This window comes from Caulobacter sp. BE254 (assembly GCF_031457295.1).
In the GTDB taxonomy this organism is placed as follows: domain Bacteria; phylum Pseudomonadota; class Alphaproteobacteria; order Caulobacterales; family Caulobacteraceae; genus Caulobacter.
The window spans coordinates 54,001-76,194 of record NZ_JAVDWJ010000004.1 but is presented as its reverse complement, the minus strand read 5'-3'; the positions used below and the strand labels follow the sequence as shown (position 1 = coordinate 76,194).

Below are 22,194 nucleotides of genomic sequence, written 5' to 3'. Positions count from 1 at the left end.
CCGAGAGGACCGATGCCGGACCCGCGCTTTTTCGAAGACCTGGGTCCGGCGACTCTCGCGGAACTGGCCAGCCTGAGCGGTGCTCGGCTGGCCGATCCGGCCGACGGCCGTCACCTGATCTCGCACGCCGCGCCGCTCGAGAGCGCCGGCGCGGGCGCCATCACCTTTCTGTCCGATCCTCGGCGCCTGGCCGACCTGGCGGGCCTGGAGGGCGCGGCCTGCTTCCTGCGTCCGGAACACGCCGCCCAAATCCAGGCGCAGGGGCAAGCCGCCCGCATCCTGTTGCTGACAAGCCACCCGCAGGCCGCCTGGGCCGCGGCGGCGCGGCGGCTGCACGCCCCCCGCCGCCACGACGGCGCGCAGCACGTCCATCCCGACAGCCACCTGGAGGAGGGCGTGACCCTGTCTCCCGGCGTGGTCGTCGGCCAGGGCGCGCGAATCGGCCGGGGGACCTATCTGGCGCCGGGCGCGACGATCGGACCCGGCGTGGCCGTGGGCCGCGACTGCCGGATCGGGGCCAACGCCGTGATCGGCTTCGCCCTGGTCGGCGACCGGGTGTCGATCCATGCCGGAGCGGTGATCGGCGAAGCCGGATTCGGCGCGGCCGGCGGGCCCAGCGGCGTCGTCGACCTGCCCCAGCTGGGCCGGGTCATCCTGCAGGACGGGGTGACGATCGGCGCCAACAGCTGCGTGGACCGCGGCGCGTTCGGCGATACGACCATCGGCGAGAACACCAAGATCGACAATCTCGTCCATGTCGCCCACAACGTCCGGCTGGGTCGTAACTGCGTCGCCGCCGCCTTCACGGGTATTTCCGGCAGCACCGTGGTCGGCGACGGGGTCGCGTTCGGCGGAAAGGCCGGCGTGGCCGATCACCTGACGGTCGGCGCGGGCGCCCAGATCGGCGCCTCGGCGTCGGTCTTCAAGGACGTGCCGGCCGGCGAAACATGGACTGGGTTTCCGGCGCGACCGCTGAAGCGGTGGCTCCGCGAGACCGCATGGCTGTCGCGCAAGGCGGGCGGCCGGGGAACCAAGGGGCTAGAATGAGCCAATCCAAGACCGAAGAGCCCCAGGCCAGCGAGGCTATGGCCGCCATCGACATCGCCGAGATCCTCGCGCGGATCCCGCACCGTTACCCGTTCCTGCTGGTCGACAGGGCCGAGGCCTATCGCCCGCACCAGTCGATCGTCGGCATCAAGTGCGTGACCATCAACGAGCCGTTCTTCCAGGGCCACTTCCCGGGCAATCCGGTGATGCCCGGCGTGCTGATCATCGAGGCCCTGGCCCAGACCGGCGCGGTGCTGATGAGCAAGTCGCTCGAGGTCGACACCGAGGGCAAGACCATCTTCTTCATGTCGGTCGACAACGCCCGCTTCCGCAATCCCGTGCGGCCCGGCGACGTGATCCGCATGGAGGTCGAGGTGGTCCGCGCTCGCTCCAGCATCTTCAAGTTCAAGGGCGTGGCCAAGGTCGGCGACAAGGTTGCGGCCGAGGCCGAGTTCGCGGCCATGGTGGTGGAGACCCCCAAGGCATGAGCCAGATCCACCCGACCGCCATCGTCTCGCCCGGCGCCAAGCTGGGCCAGGACGTCGAGATCGGCGCCTTCTGCACCGTGGGCCCCCAGGTCCAGCTGGGCGACGGCGTGCGGCTGGTCTCGCACGTGGTGATCGAGGGCGCGACCCAGGTCGGCGCGGGCACGGCCGTCCATCCCTTCGCCGTGCTGGGCGGCGCGCCGCAGCACCTGGCCCACAAGGGCGAGGACACCCGCCTGGTGATCGGCGAGCGCAACATCATCCGCGAGCATGTCACCATGCACGCCGGCACGGTCGGCGGCGGCGGGGTGACCACGGTCGGCTCCGACAGCCTCTACATGGTCGGCGCCCACGTGGCGCACGACTGCGTGGTCGGCGACCGCGTGACCTTCGCCAACAACGCCACCCTGGGCGGCCACGTGGTGATCGGCGATTTCGTGTTCATGGGCGGCCTGTGCGCCGTCCACCAGTTCACCCGCATCGGCCGCTACTCGTTCGTCGGCGGCGGCGGGGTGGTGACCAAGGACATCATTCCGTACGGCTCGGTGTGGGGCAACCACGCCCACCTGGAGGGCCTGAACCTGGTCGGCCTCAAGCGGCGGGGCTTCAGCCGCGAGGCCATCAACGCCCTGCGCGCCGCCTACCGCCTGCTGTTCGCCGACGAAGGCACCTTCCAGGAGCGCCTGGACGACGTGGCCGAGACCCACGCCGCGACGCCCGAGGTGATGGAGATCGTCGACTTCATCCGCGCCGACGCCAACAGGCCGTTGTGCCTGCCCGAGCGCGAGGTCTAGCCATGCGCAAGCTTGGTCTGATCGCGGGAGGCGGCTCCCTGCCGGTGGAACTGGCCCAGCACTGCGAGGCGGCCGGCCGGCCGTTCGCCGTGATGCGGCTGAAGTCGTTCGCCCTGCCGGTCCTGGCCCGCTATCCGGGCGTCGAGGTCGGGCTGGGCGAGTTCGGCAAGGTGTTCAAGGCGCTGCGGGCCGAGGGCTGCGAGGCCGTGTGCTTCGCCGGTGTCGTCGAGCGCCCGGATTTCTCGGCCATCAAGCCGGACCTGCGCGGCCTGACCGTGATCCCGGCCCTGGTCAGCGCCGCCCGCAAGGGCGACGACGCCCTGCTGCGCCGCCTGCTGGCCGAGTTCGAGAAGGAAGGCTTCGCCATCGAGGGCGCCCACGAGGTGCGGGGCGAGATGACCCTGCCGCGCGGCGCCCTGGGCAAGCACGCCCCCAAGGACGCCCATATCGCCGACATGGACCGGGCCCTGGACGTGGCGCGGGCCATCGGCGCGCTGGACGTGGGGCAGGGGGCGGTGGTCTGCAACGGCCTGGTCCTGGCGGTCGAGGCCCAGGAGGGCACTGACGCCATGCTGCGCCGGGTCGCCGACCTGCCGCACGCCATCCGCGGCAACGCCGAGGCGCCGCGCGGCGTGCTGGCCAAGGCCCCCAAGCCGATCCAGGAGACCCGGGTCGACCTGCCCACCATCGGCGTGGCCACCATCCAGCGCGCGGCCCGCGCCGGTCTGGCCGGCGTGGTCGGCGAGGCCGGCCGCCTGCTGATCGTCGACCGCGAGCAGGTGATCGCCTGCGCCGACGACCTGGGCCTGTTCGTGTACGGGGTCGAACCACGGGCCGACGCATGAGCCCCAGCGGTCCGCCGACACCAGGGCCGCTGACCGTGATGCTGGTGGCGGCCGAGGCCTCGGGCGACGCCCTGGGCGCCAAGCTGGCCCGCGTGCTGCGCCGGCGCCTCGGCGCCGACAAGGTGCGCTTCGTCGGCGTCGGCGGCGCCAAGATGGCGGCCGAGGGAATCCAGAGCCCATTCGACATCGCCCAGCTGTCGATCCTGGGCATCGTCGAGAGCCTGAAGGCCTATCCGCGCGCCATGGCCCGGCTGAAGGACACCCTGGCCCTGGCGGCCCGCGAGACGCCCGACGTGGCGGTGCTGATCGACAGCTGGGGCTTCAACATCCGCCTGGCCAAGGCGCTGCGCAAACAGGACCCAGGCCTGCCGCTGGTCAAGTATGTCGCCCCCCAGGTCTGGGCCTATCACGCAAGCCGCGCCAAGGATTTGGCCGGGGCGGTGGACCTGTTGCTGTCGATCCAGCCGATGGACAAGCCGTATTTCGACGCCGCCGGCTTGGCCAACGTCTTCGTCGGCAATTCGGCCCTGGCCCACGACTTCAGCCGCGCCGACCCGGCCAGACTGCGCGCCGCGATCGGCGCGCGTCCCGGCGAGCCGATCCTGCTGGTGCTGCCCGGCAGCCGGCCGTCGGAGATCCAGCGGGTCATGCCGCCGTTCGAGGACGCGGTGCGCCGCCTCAAGGCCCAGCGGCCGGACCTGCACGTCGTCGTGCCCGCCGCCTCGACGGTGGCGGAGTCGGTCAAGGCCCGGGTCGCGGCCTGGCCGTTCCGCGCCCATGTCGTCGAGGACGAGGCGCTGAAGGACGACGCCATGGTCGCCGGCACGGTCGCCCTGGCCTGCAGCGGCACAGTGACCACCGAGCTGGCCCTGGCCGGCTGCCCGATGGTGGTCGGCTACGTCACCGGCAAGATCACCTACGCCCTGCTCAAATCGATGTTCAAGCCGCGCTGGGTGACCCTGTTCAACATCGCCGCCGACGACACGGTCGCGCCCGAACTGCTGCAGGACGCCTGCACCGGCCAGTCCCTGGCCGCCGAGGTCGCCCGGCGGCTGGACGACCCGGCCCTGCGCACCGCCCAGGTCGCCGCCCAGAACGCCGCCCTGGACAAGATGGGGCGCGGCATGCCCGACCCCTCCGAAGCGGCCGCTTCGGCGCTGCTGGACTTCCTGAGGGCGCGCGGGCGGATCGTCTAGCCGCCGCGCCTGCGCCGAGACGTTAAGCAAGCCTTTAAGATCCGCTTCACGGCTCTCGCCTAGGGTGGGGGCCTGGCGACCGTCCCGTCGCCGGCTGGAGCCCCGGCGTGACGATCTTTTCGGTCACCCCCTTGTCGTCCTTGACGCCGTCCGCCCCCGTCAGCCGGGCCGACCAGGCGGCCGAGGCGCTCGCCCGGATCGCTGTGATCCAGACGGTCGAGACCCTGGGCGCGATGATCGACCAATCCCAGTCCCAGTCGCAGGGCGACCTGGCCCATCTGGCCAAGGACGCCGTGGGCGAGGGCGAGCTTGGCCGCGCCAAGGCCGCCGACGCCCGCGCCATCGCCGGTGGTCCGGAGGCCCTGGTCGAGACCCCCGCCCGGGCCGTGGCCGCCGCCGCCGGCCGCGCCGCCGCCCGCCAGGCCGGCCTGGCGCCCCTGATGGCCGACATGGCCCAGGCCGCCGCCGAGCCCGACACCCCCCGCCAGGTCAAGGCGGCCATCGACCAGGTCATGGCCTTGAGCACCCGCCTGGACGGCCAGGTCAGCGGTCCGGAGATCCGCCAGGCCCTGCAGCGGTCCGGCCTGTTCCTGGAGGCGCGGCTGGCGACCGCCGCCCCGGACGGCCCGTCGGCGCGTCCGCGGACCGGCACCCTGACCGACCCGCCCAGAGTGGTGCCGACCCCCACGCCCAATAGCGACATGAAGGCGGCGCTGCTGGTGTTCCGCGAAGTGGTCCGGTCCTGGGCCGACGCCCTGCCGCCGATGGCCGCACAGGCTGGCGCGGCGGCGACGCCGACGTCCGGCGGCGCGACGTCTGCTGCGACGCCGGGCGCGTCCGCCCTCGCTGCGGCCGCCTCGGCCCAGCAAGCCGACCGCGGCACGCCCCAGGCGCTGGCCGCGACGACGGCTTCGCCTGCGAGTTCGGCTTCCAGGTCGATGCCGCCCGTCCCGGAAGCTCCGGTCTTGCCCCGAGCCGACGGCGCGCCGCCGGCGGTCACCCGACCGCCCGGTGGCTGGCCCAATGTCAACGCGCCGTCGCAGGTCGCCCGGCCGGTCGTCCCGCAGGCCCCGGCCTTGCCGGCTTTCGGGGCTATCCTGGCCGACGACCTGCCAGCCGCGCCGCTAGCCCGCGCCGCGTCGGCGGCGGCGATGGCCTATGGCGGACCCGAGGTCGGGTCCGGCCCGCCGTCCCAGACCCCGCCGCCCTATGCCGGCGCCCCGACCCACGCCCAGGCCGCCGCTCAACCGGGCCTGCCCGCCGGCGCCGGACCGCACGCCGTCGCCCAGCGCCTGCTGGCCGAGACCGGGGCGGCCCTGGCGCGCACCGAGCTGCTGCAGATCGCGTCGCTGCCGGATCCCCCCGCCGTCGGCCGCCCGGCCGAGGAGCACGGGCAGCGCTGGGTGTTCGACATGCCGTTCATGACCCCGCAGGGTCCGGCGGCCGCCCAGTTCGAGATCAGCCGCGACGGCGGCGGCTCGGGCGGGGAGGGCGCCCCTGTCCTGGGCCGCACCTGGCGCGCCCGCTTCTCGCTGGACGTCGAGCCGATGGGCCCCGTCCACGCCCAGGTCGCCCTGACCGGCGACCGGGCCCGCGTTTCGCTGTGGGCCGAGCGCCCAGCCGCCATGGCCCGCCTGCGCACGGGCGAGGAGCGCCTGGGGAGCGCCCTGCGCGAGGCGGCCCTGGAGCCCGAGATCGCCTTCCACGCTGGCCAGCCGCGCGCGCCCGCTGCCGCGCCGGGCCAGTTCCTGGATCAAGCCACGTGACCGGCGCCATCCGCTCCGTCGGCCCACGCATCGCCGTGGCCTTGCACTATGAAGAGCCCAACGCCCCGCGCGTGGTCGCCTCCGGCCGCGGCTGGGTCGGCGACAAGATCATCGAGACCGCCCGCGAGCACGGCGTGCCGATCGAGGAGAACCCGGCTCTCGCCCAGGCCCTGTCGACCATCGAGCTCGACGAGGAGATCCCCGAGGCGCTCTACGTCGCCGTCGCCGAGATCCTGGGCTTCATCCTGCGCAGCGCCGAGGGGCGGTAAAGAAAAAGGCCCCGCTTTCGCGAGGCCTTTTCCAGGTCAGCAATGTCGAAGCGCCTAGCCGCGCTTGTCGACCGGCACGTAGTCGCGTTGCGTGGCGCCGGTGTAGAGCTGGCGCGGGCGGCCGATCTTGCGCGAGGGATCCTCGAACATTTCCTTCCACTGGCTGATCCAGCCGACGGTGCGGGCCAGGGCGAACAGCACGGTGAACATGTTGGTCGGGAAGCCCATGGCGCGCAGGGTGATGCCCGAATAGAAGTCGATGTTCGGGTACAGCTTGCGGTCGATGAAGTACTGGTCGCTGAGGGCGACCTTCTCCAGCTCCATGGCCACGTGCAGCAGCGGGTCGTTGATGCCCAGCTGCTCCAGGACCTCGTAGCAGGTCTTCTGCATGACCTTGGCGCGCGGGTCGAAGTTCTTGTACACGCGGTGGCCGAAGCCCATCAGCTTGTACTTCTTGTCCTTCACGCCCTGCACGAAGGCGGGGATGTTCTCGACCGAGCCGATCTCTTCCAGCATCTCCAGCGCTTCCTGGTTGGCGCCGCCGTGCGACGGACCCCAGAGGCAGGCGATGCCGGCGGCGATGCAGGCGAACGGGTGGGCGCCCGACGAACCGGCCAGGCGGACGGTCGAGGTCGAGGCGTTCTGCTCGTGGTCGGCGTGCAGGATGAAGATGCGGTCCATGGCCCGGGTCAGGACGGGGTTGGGAACCCAGTCCTCGGCCGGCACCGAGAAGCACATGCGCAGGAAGTTTTCCGAGTAGCTCAGCTCGTTGCGCGGCGTCACGAACGGACGGCCCTGCGAGTATTGGAAGGCGCGCGCGGCGATGGTCGGCATCTTGGCGATCAGGCGGTGGGCGCTGATCTCGCGCTGCTTGGGGTCGTCGACGTTCAGGCTGTCGGCGTAGAAGGCCGACAGGGCGCCGACCGCGCCGGTCATCACCGCCATCGGGTGGGCGTCGCGGCGGAAGCCCTGGAAGAAGCTGTCGAACTGGGCGTGCAGCATCGTGTGGTAGGTGATGTTGCGTTCGAACTTGGTGAATTCCTCGGCCGTCGGCAGCTCGCCGTTCAGCAGCAGATGGCAGACTTCCAGGAACGAGGACTTCTCGGCCAGCTGGTCGATCGGATAGCCGCGGTGCAGCAAAATGCCGGCGTCGCCGTCGATATAGGTGATCTTGCTTTCGCACGACGCCGTCGAGGTGAAGCCCGGATCGAAGGTGAAGTGGTCGGAGTCGCCATACAGTTTGCGCACGTCGAGGACGTCCGGACCCGTGCTGCCCTTGAGGATCGGCAGGTCGTAGTTCTTGTCGCCGATCGTCAGCGTGGCTTTGTCGGTCATGCGAGAGACCCCTTCAATGGTGGAACGATCAGTCCAGTTTTCGATTTCGCGGTTGCGTTATAGCGCCTCATGCGCGCGACGCCAGGGCGTCGTCAAGGCGCCCTAGAGACTCCTCGCGACCCAGGGCGGCCATGATCTTGTTCAGGTCGGGCGCCTGGGCGCCGCCCGTGAGGACGCCGCGCAGCGAGGGGCCGAACTTGCCAAAGCCCACGCCCTCGGATTCCGCGAAGGATTTCAACAGGGTTTCCAGCTCCGACACGCCCCAGACTGGCGCCGCCCCCAGTTGGACGCGCAGGCGGGCCAGCCGCTCGACGGTCTCGTCGGTCAGTTGCTTGATGGTCTTTTCTTCCAGGGCCAGCGGACGCACCTTCAGCGCGAACGCGCAGTGCTCGGCCAACTCCAGGATGGTCTTGGCGCCTTCCTTGACCTGCGGCACGACCGCCAGCAGGCGCTGAGCGGCGTCGGCGGGCAGGGGCGCGGCCTGGGCCTGCAGGGCCTTCAGGGTCAGGTCGGCCAGGCGGCCGTCCTCGGCCACGCGCAGGTGCTGGCCGTTGATGAAGTTCAGCTTGGCCCAGTCCAGGCGGGCGGGGGCCTTGACCACGTCCTTGACGTCGAACCAGGCGATCGCCTGCTCGTCGCTGAACACCTCGTCGTCGCCATGGCCCCAGCCCAGGCGCGCCAGGTAGTTGCGCATGCCCTCGGGGATGTAGCCCATGTCGGCGAACTCGCCGACGGCCTGGGCGCCATGGCGCTTGCTGAGCTTGGCGCCGTCGGGGCCGTGGATCAGCGGGATGTGGCCGAAGGCGGGCAGGGTCCAGCCATTGGCCTGGTAGATCAGGGTCTGGCGGGCGGCGTTGTTCAGGTGGTCGTCGCCGCGGATCACGTGGGTGACGCCCATGTCGTGGTCGTCGACCACCACGGCCAGGTTGTAGGTCGGGGCCCCATCGGCGCGCAGCAGGACCAGGTCGTCCAGGTCGGCGTTGTTGAAGGTCACCGGACCCTTGACCAGGTCGTCGACCAGGGTCGTCCCCTCGGTCGGGCCCTTGAAGCGGATGACGTGGGGCAGGCTGGGGTCGTTGGGCGGCGGGGCGTCGCGCCAGGGCGAGCGCAGGGCCGGCCCGCCGGCCCGGGCGGCCTCGCGGGCCGCGGCCAGCTCCTCGACGGTCATCCAGCAGCGATAGGCGCGGCCGGCGGCCAGCATCTCCTCGACCACGGCGCGGTGGCGGTCGGCGCGGCTGTACTGGAAGACCACCTCGTCGTCGGACTTCAGGCCCAGCCAGTCCAGGCCTTCGAAGATCGCGGCGACGGCCGCCTCGGTCGAACGCTCACGATCGGTGTCCTCGACGCGAACAAGGAACTTCCCACCCGTATGGCGTGCATATAACCAGTTGAACAGCGCCGTGCGCGCGCCGCCAATGTGCAGGAAGCCGGTCGGCGACGGGGCGAAGCGGGTGACGACGCCCGAAGCGGGCGAGGGGGAATGGGTCATCGGGATCAAGGCTGACGAACTGGAGGCCACGGACGTGGCGAGGACGTCACCGGACATATCCGGTGGCTGGGCGGCGCGTCTTAGCACGCGTCTTCGCGCGCGTCCTAGCCTGGGAGCGGTAACAGCTTCGCTGATCGGCGAGATCGACGCCAATCGCGAGCGTTGGATGCTGTGGTCGCCCGTGGCGTTCGGCCTCGGCGCGGCCGGCTACCTGGAACTGAGGGCCGAACCGTCCTGGGTTTTGCTGGCCGGACTGGCGGCGGGATTGGCGATCCTGGGGGCGCTGATCGGGCGGCGGTCGGCGACGGGATTGTCGGTCTTCCTGGTGCTGGCCACCTTCCTGGCGGCCGGGGCGCTGGCCGGCAAGGTGCGCTCGCACGCCGTCGCCGCGCCGATCCTGGCGGGCGAGCGGGCGGTGATGACGATCGACGGCTTCGTGGTCGACGTGGTCAGCCCCGGCGCGGGCGGGCCGCGCCTGATGATCGCGCCGGTCTCGATCAGCCGCCTGGCGCCGGAGGACACGCCCAAGCGGGTGCGGGTGACCGTCGAGGCCGAGGACATCCCCGCGCCCGGCCAGGCGGTCCGCCTGCGGGCCATGCTGGGACCGCCGCCGCCGCCCGCCGCGCCGGGAGCCTACGACTTCGCCCGCGACGCCTGGTTCCACGGCGTGGGCGGGGTGGGCTTCGCGATCGGCGCGTCGCGGCCCGCCGCCCTCGACCCGCCGCCCTGGCGGCTGCGGGCGGCGATGGCGGTCAACGCCTTCCGCTGGCGGCTGGCCAGCCGCATCGTCGACGACATGGGCATGGCGCGCGGCGGCATCGCCGCGGCCATGGTCACCGGCCACGAGGCCTGGATCACCCAGGACCAGACCGACGCCATGCGCGCCTCGGGCCTGGCGCACATCCTGTCGATCTCGGGCCTGCACATGGCCATCGTCGGCGGCTTCGCGTTCGGCCTAGTGCGGCTGCTGATCGCCGCCTGGCCGTGGGCGGCGCTGCGGGTTCCGGGCAAGAAGGTCGCGGCTGTGGCGGGCCTGGCGGCCGTCGCCACCTATCTGGTCATTTCGGGCGCGCCGCCGCCGGCCCTGCGGGCGGCGATCACCGCCACCGTGGCCTTCGCCGCCATCCTGTTCGACCGCCAGGCCATCACCCTGCATGGGCTGGCGGTGGCCGCCCTGATCATCCTGCTGGTCCAGCCGGAATCGGCCGGCGCGCCGGGCTTCCAGATGTCGTTCGCCGCCACCGCCGCCCTGGTGGCCCTGGCCGAGGCCTGGCCGCGTCCGGTGCGCGAGATCTCCGCACCCTGGTGGATCCGCGGCGTCCAGGGCGGGCTGAGCTGGCTGGCGGTCAGCGTCGGCGCCAGCTTCGTGGCCGGCATGGCGACCGGGCCGTTCGCCATGCAGCACTTCAACCGCGTCGCGGTCTGGGGCCTGCCGGCCAACCTCATGGTGGCGCCGCTGTCGTCGTTCGTGATCATGCCGTTCCTGGCCCTGGGCGCGACGCTCGAGCCCTTCGGCCTAGGCGGACCGTTCCTGGCGGTGGCCGGCTGGGGCATCGCGGCCATGATGGCGATCGCCGACGGCTTCGCCAGCGCCGGCGGCGCCCAGCGGGTGGTCGCCAGCGGTCCGCCCTTCACCCTGGCCCTGGCCTTCGTCGGGCTGATGCTGCTGTGCCTGTGGCGCGGCCGCCTGCGCTGGCTGGGCGCGCCCCTGGCCCTCGCCGTGGCCCTGTGGCCGCGCGCGACGCCGCCCGACGCCTGGATCGCCCCGGACGGGACCACGGCGGCCGTGCGCCAGGGCCGCGAGGCGGTGCTGCTGCGTCCCGACGCCCGCCGGTTCGGGGCCGAGCTGTGGAGCCGCCGCCGCGGCCTGGCCCTGCCGGACAGCATCGCGCCCAGCCCGCTCTACGCCTGCGACCGGCGATCCTGCGCCCCCGCCGTCGGCGCGCCCGTGGCCCTGGCCCTGTCGTGGAGCAAGGCCGCGCCGGACGCCGAGGGGCTGGCGGCGATGTGCGCCGACGCCGAAATCGTGGTGCTGCGGGGCGCCGCGCCGGCCATCCCGCCGGCCTGCCGCGACCGCATCGTGCTCGACGCCGACGACTTCGCGGCCAACGGCGCGGCCGAGCTCTATCGGCGCGGCGGTGAATGGTGGATCGTCTGGGCCCAGCCGCTGCGGGGCGTCCGGCCCTGGACCGGCGTTCCGGGACGGTAGTCATGTTGACGGTGTGGGGCCGGCGCAGCTCGGCCAATGTCCAGAAGGTGTTGTGGCTGGTCGGCGAGCTGGGCCTGCCGCACCAGCACATTCCGGCCGGCGGCGACGTCGGCGGCCTGGACGATCCGGCGTTCCGGGCGATGAACCCGCACGGCAAGGTCCCGGTGATCGCGGACGGGGCGACCGTTGTCTGGGAATCGCACGCCATCCTGCGCTACCTGGCGGCGGTTCATGGCGCGGACCGTTTCTGGCCCGCTGACCCGGCGGTCCGGGCGGCGGTCGACGGCTGGATGGACTGGGCGCAGACGGCGCTGCAGCCTGCCTTCCTGGGCGGGGTGTTCTGGGGCGGCTACCGCACGCCGAAGGCCCGGCGCGACGAAGGCGCCGTGGCGCGAGCCCTGGACCAGACCGTCCGCTATCTGACCTTGGTCGATGCGCAGCTGGTCGATCGTCCGTTCATCGTCGGCGAAGACCTGTCCCTGGCCGACATCGCCATCGGGGCGCATCTCTATCGTTACTTCGAACTGGAGATCGATCGCCCGGCCTTGCCGCGTCTGGCGGCCTGGTACGACCGGTTGAGGGTCCGCCCGGCCTATCGCGAGCACGTCATGGTCCCGTTCGCCGAACTGGAAGGGCGGCTGGCCTTTTGAGCCGAGCGGCGCCTCGGGCGTTTAGGGTGGGACGAGCGATGGAGACGATCATGGAGCGGGAAGGCGGGTGCGCGTGCGGGGCGGTGCGCTATGTGGCGACCGGCGGACCGCTGCGGGTGGGGCTGTGCCACTGCCTGACCTGCCGCAAGCGCCATGGCGCGCCGTTCAACGCCTTCGCGGCGTTCCGGACCGGCCAGATGCGGATCGAGGGTTCGCCGGCGATCTGGAGCGGGGCCGAGCACGGCCTGATCCACGGCTGCCCGACCTGCGGCTCGCCGCTGTTCTGGACGGCTGAAGGCGAGGGCGACGGCGAGATCGAGATCCACCTGGGCGGGCTGGACGAGATCGGCCAGTTCACGCCGCAATACGAGGTCTGGGTCAAGCGTCGCGAGCCCTGGCTGCCGCCCCTGAACGTGCCGCAGTACGCAGAGAACCGGCCGGCGGGGATGCCGACCTGAGGGTGGTGGCCTGTTCGTCTATAACACCCCCGTGGTTGTCATCCCGGAAGCCTCGCAGAGGCTGTCCGGGATCCAGGGGACTGGGCCGATGCGTTGCGGTTCACCTGGGTCCCGGACAAGCGCTCCGCCCGCCCGCCGTCAGGCGGGCCGCTTGCGCGACCCGAGGCCGGGATGACAACGCGTTTAGTGATACCGCCGGATCAGCCCCACCAGCTTGCCCTGCACCTCGACCTGGTCGGGACCGAAAATGCGGGTCTCGTACTTGGGGTTGGCGGCTTCCAGGGCGATCGAGCCGCCCTTCTTGCGCAGGCGCTTGAGGGTGGCTTCCTCGCCGACCAGGGCCACGACGATCTCGCCGCTGTTGGCCGTGTCGCCCTTGCGGATGATCACATAGTCGCCGTCCAGGATGCCGGCCTCGATCATCGAGTCGCCCTGGACCTCGAGCACATAGTGCTCGCCGGTCCCCAGCATGGTCTCGGGCACCGGCAGGCGCTCACGCTCGTGCTGGATGGCGTCGATGGGCGTACCGGCGGCGATGCGGCCCAGGATCGGCAGCTCGCGGGTGTTGTCGGCGGCGATCGGCGCGGGGGCCGCCGAAGCCTGGCCGCCGCCTTCCAGCACCTGCGGCTTGAACGCGCCGCGGCCCTTGGGCGGCGCGGCCGCGGTGGCCTGCTGCGGCAGCTTGACCACCTCCAGCGCCCGAGCCCTGTGAGCCAGGCGGCGAATGAAGCCGCGCTCCTCCAGCGCCGTGATCAGCCGGTGGATGCCCGACTTGGACGCCAGGTCCAGCGCCTCCTTCATCTCGTCGAAGGAGGGGGAGACGCCGCTCTCCTTGATCCGCTCGTGGATGAACATCAGCAGCTCGTGCTGCTTGCGCGTGAGCATGTCCGGCCTCGCCAGTTGTCGCGGAACAAACCGCAAACCTCTGTGAATGTTCTCTAGGTGTTCTTTGTTGATGTCAAGTTAACGGTGTTCGCCGGTGGGCCGGGCGAATTTCCGAGGAAATACAAGTGTCGGAGCAGGGGCGCGTCGGCCGGTTTCCGCGACTTCCTCGAATCGGCGGCCGCCCCGGGCGCGTTCGACGCGCAGGAAGGGATTCGCGTCGGCGGGGGCGGACGGCGCCGGGATGGGGTGGCCTGGGCGCGCTGACCGGGCTAACACCCTGGCATGGCACGAACCAAGCAGAGCGCTGAACTAGAGATCGAAGTCGATGGAGAGCCCTATGTCTGGCGGCTTCATCGCCAGCCCGGGTGGTCCAGCGACGCGCCGGTGCGCCACGGCATGGCGATCGCCGTGCGCCACCAGGAGGGGCAGCGCGAGGCGGTGGTGGAGTTTCCGCCGGGCCCGCAACCCCGATACGGCGCGCCGCTGCTGAAGGCTTCGCAGATCGATCCGAAACTGGTGAAGAACGCCATCGCCTCCGCCATCGCGGCGGGATGGGATCCGCTGTCGCGAGGCAAGACGGTCGCCATCGTCGTGGACGCCACCGGCGCCTGAAACCACGCGCCGGCCCCGTGGCCGAGCGATGTCGGGCGCCGGTTTCGAAAGGGCTAGCCCAGCAATGCTCGCGTCGCCGCCGCCACGTTCGCCTGCCGCATCAGGCTTTCGCCGACCAGCATGGCCTTGGCTCCCGCCGCTTCCATGCGCACCGCGTCGGCGGTGACGAACAGGCCGCTTTCGGTGACCAGCAAGGCGTCCTTGGGCGCCTGGGCGGCCAGCCGCTCGGTGACGGCCAGGTCGACCACGAAGCTTTTCAGGTCCCGGTTGTTGATCCCCACCAGGGTCGAGCCCAGCTTGCCGGCCCGCTCCATCTCGGCCTCGTCATGCACCTCGACCAGGGCGTCCATGCCAAGGCGCGCGGCCTCGCTCATCAGGTCGGCGGCGACGGCGTCGTCGATCATCGCCAGGATCACCAGGATGGCGTCGGCGCCCAGGGCGCGGCTTTCGGCCACCTGCCAGGGATCGACGAGGAAGTCCTTGCGGATGCAGGGCAGGGCGACGGCGGCGCGGGCGTCGATCAGGTAGCCGTCGGCGCCCTGGAAGCTGGGGCCGTCGGTCAGCACGGAAAGACAGGACGCCCCGCCCTCGGCATAGGCGCGGGCCAGGGCCGGCGGGTCGAAGTCGGCGCGGATAAGACCCTTGGACGGCGAGGCCTTCTTGATCTCGGCGATCAGCGACAGCTTGCCCGGCGCGTGGCCGGCCTCCAGCGCCGCCTTGAAGCCGCGCGGGCTGCTGGCGGCCTTGGCGGCGGCGTCGAGCTGGGCGAACGAGCGCCGGCGCTTGCGGTCGGCGACGTCCTCGCGCTTGTAGGCGGCGATCTTGGCGAGAATGTCGGTCATGCTGCGATTTCTGAATTGGTGGCGGCGACCAGGCCGGCCAGGGCCGCCTTGGCCCGGCCGTCGTCGAGCACCGCGCCGGCCAGTTCGACGCCCTCGCGCAGGGTCTCGACCTTGTCGGCCACCAGGAAGGCGGCGGCGGCGTTGAGCATGACGATGTCGCGATAGGCGCCCTTTTGGCCATCCAGCAGGGCGGTCAGGGCGGCGGCGTTGAAGGCCGGGTCGCCGCCGGTGATGTCGGCCAGGGCGGCGCGCGGCAGGCCCACGGCCTCGGGCGTGATGGTGAACAGGCGCAGGGCCCCGTCGCGCCATTCGGCGACCTCGGTCTCGCCGGTGGTGGTCAGCTCGTCCATGCCGGCCCCGTGCACCGACCAGGCGCGCTCGGCGCCCAGCGCGCCCAGGGCCTTGGCCACCGGCTCGACGAAGCGGTGGGCCGAAACGCCCACGACCTGGCGCTTGGCCCCGGCGGGGTTGGTCAGCGGGCCCAGCAGGTTGAAGATGGTGCGGAAACCCAGCTGCTGGCGGATCGGCGAGACGTGCTTCATCGCCCCGTGGTGCGACTGGGCGAACAGGAAGCAGATGCCCGCCGTGTCCAGGGCGTGGCGCTGCTGGGCGAGCGAGGCGTCGATATTGACCCCCAGGGCCGCCAGGACGTCGGCGGTGCCGGACTTGCTGGTGATCGCCCGGTTGCCGTGCTTGGCGACCTTCAGCCCGCCGCCGGCCGCCACGAAGCCCACGGCGGTCGAGATGTTCAGGGTGTGCAGGCCGTCGCCGCCGGTGCCGCAGACGTCGATCACCTCATAGGGATGGTTCAGGTGGATGGCGGCGCGGCGCATGGCGCGGGCGCAGGCGGTGATCTCGCCCACAGTCTCGCCGCGCAGGCGCATGGCGGTGACCGCCGCGGCCACCTGGGCGGGCGTCGGCTCGCCGCGCAGGCAGGCGGCGAAGAAGGTCTCGGCGTCGTCCTCGTCCAGGGTCTGGCCGTCGGCCAGCTTGGCCAGCAGGGGCTTGAAGGCGTCCGACATCGCCTAGACCCAGATCGCCGCGTCGCGCTGGACCTTGGCCAGGTCCAGGAAGTTGGCCAGCAGCTGGTGGCCGCCCTCGGTGGCGATCGACTCGGGGTGGAACTGCACGCCGTAGACCGGCCGGGTCTTGTGCTGCACGCCCATGATCTCGCCGTCCTCGGTCCAGGCGGTGATCTCCAGGTCGTCGGGCAGGGTGGCCTTGTCGACCGCCAGGCTGTGGTAGCGGGTGGCGATGAACGGGTTGGGCAGGCCCTTGAACACGCCCTGGTCGTTGTGGAAGATCTTGCTGGTCTTGCCGTGCATCACTTCCTTGGCGCGGATCACGTCGCCGCCATAGGCCTGGCCGATGGCCTGGTGGCCCAGGCAGACGCCGAGAATGGCCAGGTCGTCCGGCGCGCCGCGCAGCAGCGGCAGGCAGATGCCGGCCTGGTCGGGGGCCTTGGGGCCCGGCGACAGCAGCACGGCCTGCGGGTGAAGGCCCAGGGCCTCCTGCACCGACAGGTCGTCGTTGCGATGCACGACGGTGTCGGCCCCCAGCTCGTTCAAATAGTGGACGAGGTTGTAGGTGAAGCTGTCGTAGTTATCGATGACCAGGATCATGACGCCGCCAAGCTCTTGAATGGACCGCCCGAACGCTGCGGACCCTGCGCGGTCGTGGACGCAGGGGTACATCGTTCAGTTCAGCTCGGGTTGCAAGGCCCCAGGGTCAGGCTCCGGCCTGGACCCGCTCAGCCAACGCCGCCGTCAGCGCCTCGACGACGCTGTCCCAATCGCCGGCCGTGGGCTGGCGAAATTGCCGAAGCTGGTCGTACCAGGGGGTGTCCTCACGCTCCAGTTCCCATCGCCAGCAGGTGTCGAAGCGGTTCAGCAGCCACACCGGCGCGCCGATGGCTCCGGCCAGGTGGGCGACGGCGGTGTCGACGCTGATCACGAGGTCCAGATTGGCCACGACGGCGGCGGTCTCGACGAAGTCGGTCAGGTCGTTGGTGAAGTCGGTGATCGTCATCCCTGGCGGCGGAGTACGCGCTTCCTGGCTCGGTTCGTCCTTCTGCAGGGACACGAAGGCCACGTCCGGCACGGAGGCCAGGAGCGCCAACTGCGCCAGGCGAACGGAGCGGCGCTTGTCGACGGCGTCGACGTCAGGCTGCCCGGGACGTCGCCCGCCGGCCCAGACCAGACCGACCTTCAGACCCTTCAAAGGCGCCAGGCGCTGGACCCAGGCGGCCACGCGGTCCGGATCGGGCCGCAGATAGGGCGCGCCGTCGATGGTCCGGTGGTCCTGCTCCAGCACGCCGGCCAGGCTGAGCAGCGGCAGATAGGCGTCGAAGGCGGGCAGGGGATCGCCCTGGGCGATGACCTCGATCCCGGGCCACTGGTCGCGCAGCAGCGAGACCAGCGGCCGCTGAACCTCTATCGTCAGCCGCGCATCGGGCGCCAGGCGGGCGACCGCCAAAGGCGCCAGGCGGCAAAACTGCAGGGTGTCGCCCAGGCCCTGTTCGGCGACGATCAGCAGTCTGCCGCCGGCCAGGGGGGATCCGTCCCATTCCGGCTGGGTGAAGACGCGGCTGTCGGGTCGGTCGTCGGTCTTCCAGCGCCAGTGATATTGCGCCCAGCCTTCCTGGTGCTGGCCGGTCTTCAACAGGATCGAGCCCAGATTGTAGTGCAGGCTGGCGTTCTCGGGCGCCAGGGCCAGGCCGGCGCGGTAGACCATCTCGGCGTCGGCGACCCGGCCAAGCCGGTGCAGCAGAACGCCCATGTCGTTCAGGATGCTGGGATCGTCCGGCTTGAGCCGCAAGGCCTCCTGCAGGACCTGGCCCGCCTCGTCCAGCCGGCCCAGGGCGTGCAGCGACTTGCCCAGATTGTGACGCGCGCCGACATGGTGCGGATCCAGATTCGCCGCGGCGCGGAAGCAGGCCTCGGCCTCGGCGTGCCGGTCCAGGTCGGTCAAGGCGATGCCCAGATTGTTGTGAAAGGTCGGCGCCCCCGGCGACAGCTCCACGGCCCGCCGAAAGAAGACGACGGCCTCGGCGTTGCGGTTCAGCCTGGTGAGGACGAGGCCCAGATTGTTGTTGGCTTCGAGCGCCTGGGGGGCCAGGGCGAGGACCTGGCGATAGCGGACCTCGGCCTCGGCCGGGCGGCCGATCTGCTGCAGGGCCACGGCCTCGCCGAACAGATGGTGGATCTCGCTCGGCTCGAGCGCGCGCGCCTTGTCGGCCCAGGCGCGGGCCAAGTCGGGGCGATCGAACTTGTCGGCCAGCAGGCTCATCAGCCGCCAGGCCTCGACGTGGCCGGGATCGGCGGTCAACACCTCGCCATAGGCGTCCTGAGCCTCGAGGAAACGCTCCGCCTGGTGGTGGGCGAGACCCTCCTGGAAGCGGGCGTTGATCAGATCCTGCACGGTGACTCCGAATGGCGAGGGTTCTTCGGGAACCTTAATCCAGAGTCGCGACAAAGCATCCAGAGGTTGCGGCAATTTGTGGCCTTGCCGCGTGGCTGGCGACGGTCATGCTGGCGTCATGCATCCCGCTGATTCCGCGCTCGACACCGCCGCCCTGGCCTATGCCCGGGCCCTGCTGCGCAAGCCGATGCGGCGGCAGAAGATGGGCCCAGTCCTGGCCGCGGCCGCCTTCGCGGCGCTCAGCGCCGTGACCTTCGCCGCCGTGATGGTCATGGCCCCGCCGGCGGTCGTCCAGCACCTGCCGTCCGACCGCCTGGGCGACGAGGCCCGCTAGACCCCAACTGGCTAGGAAAAGCGCCAGGCCTCTTCGGCCGCGCGCTTCAGGGCCCGCGACTTGTGCAGGGTCTCGTCGTATTCGGCGTCCGGGTCGCTGTCGGCCACCACGCCGCCGCCGGCCTGGACGTACATCACGCCGTCCTTGACCAGCGCCGTGCGCAGCACGATGCAGGTGTCGACCGAGCCGTCGGCGCCGATATAGCCCACGGCGCCGGCGTAGCCGATGCCGCGCTTCTCGACCTCCAGCTCGTCGATGATCTCCATGGCCCGCACCTTGGGCGCGCCCGACAGGGTGCCGGCGGGCAGGGCGGCCATCAGCACGTCGACCGGGTCCACGCCGTCCGGGGCATCGCCCTCGACATTGGAGACGATGTGCATGACGTGGCTGTAGCGCTCGATCTTGAAGCTGTCGGTGACCCGGACATTGGCGTGCTTGCCCTTGGCCGCCGGATCGTTGCTGCCGGCGTGCTTGAGCATGGCCACCCGGCCCACGTCGTTGCGGCCCAGGTCCAGCAGCATCAGGTGCTCGGACCGCTCCTTGGGATCGGCCAGCAGTTCCTTTTCCAGCGCCAGGTCTTCCTCCGGCGTGGCGCCGCGCGGACGGGTGCCGGCGATCGGGCGGATGGTGATCTTGCCGTCGCGCAACCGCACCAGGATCTCGGGGCTGGAGCCGACCAGGTTGAAGCCGTCCAGGTCCAAGAAGTACAGGAACGGCGACGGGTTGGTCCGCCGCAGCGAGCGGTAGAGGGCGAACGGCTCCAGCGGGAACGGCGCGCGGAAACGGTGGCTGGGCACCACCTGGAAGATGTCGCCGGCCCGGATGTACTCTTTCGCCTTCTCGACCACGACCGCGTAGTCCTCGCGGCTGACCGGCGTGGTGAACTCGGCTTGGCCGTGGCTCTGGCGCGGGGCCGGCTGGCTCAGCGGACCGCGCAGGTCGGCCATCACGCTCTCGATGCGGCCCCGGGCGGCGGCGTAGGCGGCGGCCGCCGACACCCCGGCCCGGGGCCGGGCGGTGGTGACCAGGATGATCTCCTGGGCGATGGCGTCGAACACCGCCACGATCGACGGCCGGGTCATGATCCCGTCCGGCAGGCCCAGGGTGTCTTCGTTGACGTCCGGCAGGCGCTCGGCCAGGCGGACCATGTCGTAGCCCAGGGCCCCGAACACCCCGGCCGACGGCGGCGGCAGGCCGGCCGGCAGCTCGATCCGCGACTGGGCGATCAGGTCGCGCAGGCTGTCCAGCGCCCCGCCGGCCTGCGGCGTGAAGCGGCCGGCGGCGATGTCGTCGCCCTGGGCGATCTCGGCCTGGTCGCCGCGGCAGCGCCAGACCAGGTCCGGCTTCATGGCCACGATCGAATAGCGCCCGCGCCAGGCGCCGCCCTCGACGCTCTCGAACAGGAAGGCGTAGGGGCGGCCATGGCCGATCTTCAGATAGGCCGAGACCGGGGTCTCCAGGTCGTCGATCAGCCGGGTCCAGACCACCTGCGGGCTGCCGGACTCGTAGGCGGCGGTGAACGCGTCGAGCGTGGGCTCCAGGCTCATTGAGCCAGGCCCTTGGGAGCCTTTTCCTTGGCCTTGGCCGGAGCCTTGCCGTCCTCGGCGGGGAGGGCGCTGGTGTCGACGCCGATCGCCTGGCGGGCCAGGGTCAGGTTGACCTTGGTCTTCAGCTGGGTCCGGGCGGCCTCCTGGGCGGCCATGCCGAGGTCGCGGAACAGGCCCTGCGAGGTCTGCGGGCGAGCGGCCTCGGTGATCTGGGCCATCTGCTCGGGCGAGCCCGGGTGGACCTTCTCGACCAGGGCGACCAGGTAGCCGCCCTGCGGGCCGCGGCTGACGAACGCCACGCCGGGCTTGGCCCCGAAGGCGCCCATCAGCAGGTCGCGGCCCAGGCCCTGGAACTGGCGAGCGTTCTGGCGGGTGATGTTGGGCACGCGCTGCACCTTCGTCTGGGCCGAGGCGGCGACCGCTTCCAGCGACTCGCCCTTCTTGACCCGCGCCACCAGCTCGTCGGCCTTGGCCTTCATGCGCTGCAGCAGCTGGTCCAGCTGCCATTGCTGGGCCAGGGGCGCGCGGATCTCGGCCAGGGGCGGCATGGCCGAGGGGATGACCTTCTCGACGCGGACGGCGAAATATTCGCCCTTGCCGGCCTCGATCAGTTCGCTCTCGCCGCCCGAAGGCAGCTCGAAGGCGGTCTTCAGGGCGTCGGGGGTCAGGCCGGCGACCGGCTGGCCGGTCTGGTCGGCGCCGTTGGCGGCGATCGGCGAGGTGGTCAGCACCAGGGCGCCGGCCTTGGTGGCCGCGTCGATCAGGTTGGCGCCGCCGTCGTGGGCGTCCTGATAGGTCTGGGTCTGCTCGTAGGCCTTGGCCTGGGCGGCCTGGGTCTTCAGCTCGGCCTCGATGGCCGGACGCTGCGACTCCAGGCTGGGCGTGGTCGCCGGGCTGATCTTGGTCAGCTTGACCACCGAAACGCCGAGGTCGCCGTTGATCGGGGCGCTGACCTGGCCGGGGGCCAGGGCGAACACCGCGTCGGCCACCTTGCGGTCGGGCAGGGCGGACTTGGGCTTGGAGTCGATCATCACCGGCTGCTTGCCATAGGCGCTGGCGACGATGGCCGGCTGGTCGCCCTTGGCCAGGCGCTGGGCGATCACCGCGGCGGCCTTGGCGTCCGGGGCGACGATCTGGACGAACGAGCGGGTCTCGGCCGTGCCCAGGGTGTCCTTGCGGAAGTTGTAGGTCTTGACGATGTCGGCCTCGGGCACGGTCACCGTATTTTCCAGGGCCTTGGCGCTGAAGCGGGCCACCGACAGCACCCGGGTCTCGGGACGGGTCAGCTGGGCGGCGTGCTCCTTCATGAAGGCCTGCAGCTGGGCGTCGGTCGGGGCGGCCGGCTTCTCGACGGTCGCGGGATTGATCGCGAAGGCGGCCAGGTCGCGGCCTTCCAGGCCGTAGGCGGCCTGCAGGGCCGAATAGATGCGCGGGGCGCGCAGGCTGGAGGCCACGGCGCTGAACAGATGGGCCTGGGCGATGTCGTCGCGCAGCGAGGCCTCGTAGCGGGCCGGGGTCAGCTCGTTCTGGGCCAGCAGGCGCTGGTACATCACCGGATCGAACTTGCCGGTGATGGGATCGAACGGACGCTGGCCGGGCGGCAGGCTGGCCAGCTGCTCGCGCAAGGTGTCGCCGACCAGCTTGTCGGACGGGCGCACGCCCATCTTGCGGACCAGCTCGGCCAGGGATTCCTGCAGCGCCAGCTGGGTCAGCATCTTGCGGTCGACGCCCTGCTGGACGGCGACGTCCGGCGTGATGGTCTGGCCCTGGGCCTGCTGTTGCTTGCGGAAGTTCTCGAACTGCGCCTTGAAGTCCTCCGGCGACATGTTGCGCGACCCGGCCGCGATCACCCATTTGCCGGGCGGATGGCGGAACACGTCGCTGATGCCGAACACCGCGAAGCTGACGATGAGCAGACCAAACAGGACCACCGCGAACGGCGATTTGGCGAAGGAGCGGAAGCCGGCGAGCATGACTGGGAGAAACCTTCTTCGAAAATCGCGCGGATTCC

General features: G+C 71.2%; 21 protein-coding genes. 12 read left to right on the top strand and 9 right to left on the bottom strand.

Features of this window, described 5'->3' with window-relative positions:
• The first annotated feature begins 12 nt into the window (after positions 1-12).
• The 7 genes from lpxD (at position 13) to J2X41_RS09195 (ending at position 6,402) form a co-directional block, all read left to right on the top strand.
• Entirely contained in the window at positions 13-1,047 is a 1,035-nt protein-coding gene (gene lpxD / locus J2X41_RS09225; protein ID WP_310081342.1) for a UDP-3-O-(3-hydroxymyristoyl)glucosamine N-acyltransferase, read from the top strand.
• A gap of 38 nt (positions 1,048-1,085) precedes the next feature.
• Complete coding sequence (gene fabZ / locus J2X41_RS09220; RefSeq protein WP_310081758.1) at positions 1,086-1,535, top strand: 3-hydroxyacyl-ACP dehydratase FabZ; 450 nt, start codon at positions 1,086-1,088, stop codon at positions 1,533-1,535.
• Positions 1,532-2,326, top strand: coding sequence for an acyl-ACP--UDP-N-acetylglucosamine O-acyltransferase (gene lpxA / locus J2X41_RS09215; protein WP_310081340.1), 795 nt, complete (start codon positions 1,532-1,534; stop codon positions 2,324-2,326). The genes fabZ and lpxA overlap by 4 nt, the downstream gene beginning before the upstream one ends.
• Positions 2,327-2,328: 2 nt before the next feature.
• Positions 2,329-3,171 carry a UDP-2,3-diacylglucosamine diphosphatase gene (locus J2X41_RS09210; protein WP_310081338.1) on the top strand — a complete coding sequence of 281 codons (843 nt, stop codon included), beginning with the start codon at positions 2,329-2,331 and terminating at the stop codon, positions 3,169-3,171.
• Positions 3,168-4,367 (top strand): lipid-A-disaccharide synthase, encoded by a 1,200-nt coding sequence (gene lpxB, locus J2X41_RS09205; RefSeq protein ID WP_310081336.1) that lies wholly within the window; start codon positions 3,168-3,170, stop codon positions 4,365-4,367. The genes J2X41_RS09210 and lpxB overlap by 4 nt, the downstream gene beginning before the upstream one ends.
• A gap of 107 nt (positions 4,368-4,474) precedes the next feature.
• Positions 4,475-6,133 carry a flagellar hook-length control protein FliK gene (locus J2X41_RS09200; RefSeq protein ID WP_310081335.1) on the top strand — a complete coding sequence of 553 codons (1,659 nt, stop codon included), beginning with the start codon at positions 4,475-4,477 and terminating at the stop codon, positions 6,131-6,133.
• Positions 6,130-6,402: an EscU/YscU/HrcU family type III secretion system export apparatus switch protein gene (locus J2X41_RS09195; protein ID WP_310081333.1), complete on the top strand. Its 273-nt coding sequence runs from the start codon at positions 6,130-6,132 to the stop codon at positions 6,400-6,402. Before J2X41_RS09200 ends, J2X41_RS09195 begins: the two co-directional genes overlap by 4 nt.
• Before the next feature lie 54 nt (positions 6,403-6,456).
• Here J2X41_RS09195 and gltA read toward each other — a convergent pair whose 3' ends face one another.
• Together gltA and gltX are read right to left on the bottom strand one after the other, a co-directional pair.
• Positions 6,457-7,737, bottom strand: coding sequence for a citrate synthase (gene gltA, locus J2X41_RS09190; RefSeq protein WP_145684056.1), 1,281 nt, complete (start codon positions 7,735-7,737; stop codon positions 6,457-6,459).
• 67 nt (positions 7,738-7,804) lie between these two features.
• Positions 7,805-9,226 carry a glutamate--tRNA ligase gene (gene gltX / locus J2X41_RS09185; RefSeq protein WP_310081332.1) on the bottom strand — a complete coding sequence of 474 codons (1,422 nt, stop codon included), beginning with the start codon at positions 9,224-9,226 and terminating at the stop codon, positions 7,805-7,807.
• A gap of 166 nt (positions 9,227-9,392) precedes the next feature.
• On the opposite strand from gltX, the gene J2X41_RS09180 reads away from it, so the two are divergent.
• The 3 genes from J2X41_RS09180 to J2X41_RS09170 are packed head-to-tail and all read left to right on the top strand — an operon-like array spanning position 9,393 to position 12,543.
• Complete coding sequence (locus J2X41_RS09180; protein ID WP_310081331.1) at positions 9,393-11,435, top strand: ComEC/Rec2 family competence protein; 2,043 nt, start codon at positions 9,393-9,395, stop codon at positions 11,433-11,435.
• Between the two features lie 2 nt (positions 11,436-11,437).
• Positions 11,438-12,085, top strand: coding sequence for a glutathione S-transferase family protein (locus J2X41_RS09175; protein WP_310081330.1), 648 nt, complete (start codon positions 11,438-11,440; stop codon positions 12,083-12,085).
• Between the two features lie 38 nt (positions 12,086-12,123).
• Positions 12,124-12,543, top strand: a complete 420-nt coding sequence (locus J2X41_RS09170) for a GFA family protein (protein WP_310081328.1) — start codon at positions 12,124-12,126, stop codon at positions 12,541-12,543.
• 183 nt (positions 12,544-12,726) lie between these two features.
• Here J2X41_RS09170 and lexA read toward each other — a convergent pair whose 3' ends face one another.
• Positions 12,727-13,428, bottom strand: a complete 702-nt coding sequence (gene lexA, locus J2X41_RS09165; protein WP_310081326.1) for a transcriptional repressor LexA — start codon at positions 13,426-13,428, stop codon at positions 12,727-12,729.
• Positions 13,429-13,710: 282 nt separating this feature from the next.
• Here lexA and J2X41_RS09160 point away from each other — a divergent pair, with 282 nt between their 5' ends.
• Positions 13,711-14,040 carry a hypothetical protein gene (locus tag J2X41_RS09160; RefSeq protein WP_310081324.1) on the top strand — a complete coding sequence of 110 codons (330 nt, stop codon included), beginning with the start codon at positions 13,711-13,713 and terminating at the stop codon, positions 14,038-14,040.
• Positions 14,041-14,093: 53 nt separating this feature from the next.
• Here the strand turns inward: J2X41_RS09160 and trpC are convergent, their stop codons facing one another.
• The 4 genes from trpC to J2X41_RS09140 form a co-directional block, all read right to left on the bottom strand.
• Positions 14,094-14,882, bottom strand: coding sequence for an indole-3-glycerol phosphate synthase TrpC (gene trpC / locus J2X41_RS09155; RefSeq protein WP_310081322.1), 789 nt, complete (start codon positions 14,880-14,882; stop codon positions 14,094-14,096).
• Positions 14,879-15,904: an anthranilate phosphoribosyltransferase gene (gene trpD / locus J2X41_RS09150; protein WP_310081320.1), complete on the bottom strand. Its 1,026-nt coding sequence runs from the start codon at positions 15,902-15,904 to the stop codon at positions 14,879-14,881. Before trpD ends, trpC begins: the two co-directional genes overlap by 4 nt.
• A 3-nt stretch (positions 15,905-15,907) precedes the next feature.
• Positions 15,908-16,504 (bottom strand): aminodeoxychorismate/anthranilate synthase component II, encoded by a 597-nt coding sequence (locus J2X41_RS09145; protein ID WP_310081318.1) that lies wholly within the window; start codon positions 16,502-16,504, stop codon positions 15,908-15,910.
• A gap of 106 nt (positions 16,505-16,610) precedes the next feature.
• Positions 16,611-18,302 (bottom strand): tetratricopeptide repeat protein, encoded by a 1,692-nt coding sequence (locus J2X41_RS09140; RefSeq protein ID WP_310081316.1) that lies wholly within the window; start codon positions 18,300-18,302, stop codon positions 16,611-16,613.
• Positions 18,303-18,420: 118 nt separating this feature from the next.
• Between J2X41_RS09140 and J2X41_RS09135 the strand changes: the two genes are divergently transcribed.
• On the top strand, positions 18,421-18,636 hold the full coding sequence (locus J2X41_RS09135; protein ID WP_310081314.1) for a hypothetical protein: 216 nt from the start codon (positions 18,421-18,423) through the stop codon (positions 18,634-18,636).
• 11 nt (positions 18,637-18,647) lie between these two features.
• On the opposite strand, the gene trpE is transcribed toward J2X41_RS09135, so the two are convergent.
• Both trpE and J2X41_RS09125 read right to left on the bottom strand, forming a co-directional pair.
• Positions 18,648-20,183, bottom strand: a complete 1,536-nt coding sequence (trpE, locus tag J2X41_RS09130) for an anthranilate synthase component I (RefSeq protein WP_310081312.1) — start codon at positions 20,181-20,183, stop codon at positions 18,648-18,650.
• Positions 20,180-22,156 carry a peptidyl-prolyl cis-trans isomerase gene (locus tag J2X41_RS09125; protein WP_310081310.1) on the bottom strand — a complete coding sequence of 659 codons (1,977 nt, stop codon included), beginning with the start codon at positions 22,154-22,156 and terminating at the stop codon, positions 20,180-20,182. Before J2X41_RS09125 ends, trpE begins: the two co-directional genes overlap by 4 nt.
• Positions 22,157-22,194 lie beyond the last annotated feature (38 nt).

Excerpts from the sequence above, each read along its gene's own strand:
- trpC (WP_310081322.1), bottom strand. The coding sequence starts at position 14,882 with ATGACCGACATTCTCGCCAAGATCGCCGCCTACAAGCGCGAGGACGTC.
- trpE (WP_310081312.1), bottom strand. The coding sequence starts at position 20,183 with ATGAGCCTGGAGCCCACGCTCGACGCGTTCACCGCCGCCTACGAGTCC.
- J2X41_RS09210 (WP_310081338.1), top strand. The coding sequence starts at position 2,329 with ATGCGCAAGCTTGGTCTGATCGCGGGAGGCGGCTCCCTGCCGGTGGAA.
- trpD (WP_310081320.1), bottom strand. The coding sequence starts at position 15,904 with ATGTCGGACGCCTTCAAGCCCCTGCTGGCCAAGCTGGCCGACGGCCAG.
- lpxA (WP_310081340.1), top strand. The coding sequence starts at position 1,532 with ATGAGCCAGATCCACCCGACCGCCATCGTCTCGCCCGGCGCCAAGCTG.
- J2X41_RS09160 (WP_310081324.1), top strand. The coding sequence starts at position 13,711 with ATGGCACGAACCAAGCAGAGCGCTGAACTAGAGATCGAAGTCGATGGA.
- J2X41_RS09180 (WP_310081331.1), top strand. The coding sequence starts at position 9,393 with ATGCTGTGGTCGCCCGTGGCGTTCGGCCTCGGCGCGGCCGGCTACCTG.
- gltX (WP_310081332.1), bottom strand. The coding sequence starts at position 9,226 with ATGACCCATTCCCCCTCGCCCGCTTCGGGCGTCGTCACCCGCTTCGCC.
- gltA (WP_145684056.1), bottom strand. The coding sequence starts at position 7,737 with ATGACCGACAAAGCCACGCTGACGATCGGCGACAAGAACTACGACCTG.
- J2X41_RS09170 (WP_310081328.1), top strand. The coding sequence starts at position 12,124 with ATGGAGACGATCATGGAGCGGGAAGGCGGGTGCGCGTGCGGGGCGGTG.
- lexA (WP_310081326.1), bottom strand. The coding sequence starts at position 13,428 with ATGCTCACGCGCAAGCAGCACGAGCTGCTGATGTTCATCCACGAGCGG.
- J2X41_RS09135 (WP_310081314.1), top strand. The coding sequence starts at position 18,421 with ATGCATCCCGCTGATTCCGCGCTCGACACCGCCGCCCTGGCCTATGCC.
- lpxB (WP_310081336.1), top strand. The coding sequence starts at position 3,168 with ATGAGCCCCAGCGGTCCGCCGACACCAGGGCCGCTGACCGTGATGCTG.
- J2X41_RS09175 (WP_310081330.1), top strand. The coding sequence starts at position 11,438 with ATGTTGACGGTGTGGGGCCGGCGCAGCTCGGCCAATGTCCAGAAGGTG.
- lpxD (WP_310081342.1), top strand. The coding sequence starts at position 13 with ATGCCGGACCCGCGCTTTTTCGAAGACCTGGGTCCGGCGACTCTCGCG.
- fabZ (WP_310081758.1), top strand. The coding sequence starts at position 1,086 with ATGGCCGCCATCGACATCGCCGAGATCCTCGCGCGGATCCCGCACCGT.
- J2X41_RS09125 (WP_310081310.1), bottom strand. The coding sequence starts at position 22,156 with ATGCTCGCCGGCTTCCGCTCCTTCGCCAAATCGCCGTTCGCGGTGGTC.
- J2X41_RS09145 (WP_310081318.1), bottom strand. The coding sequence starts at position 16,504 with ATGATCCTGGTCATCGATAACTACGACAGCTTCACCTACAACCTCGTC.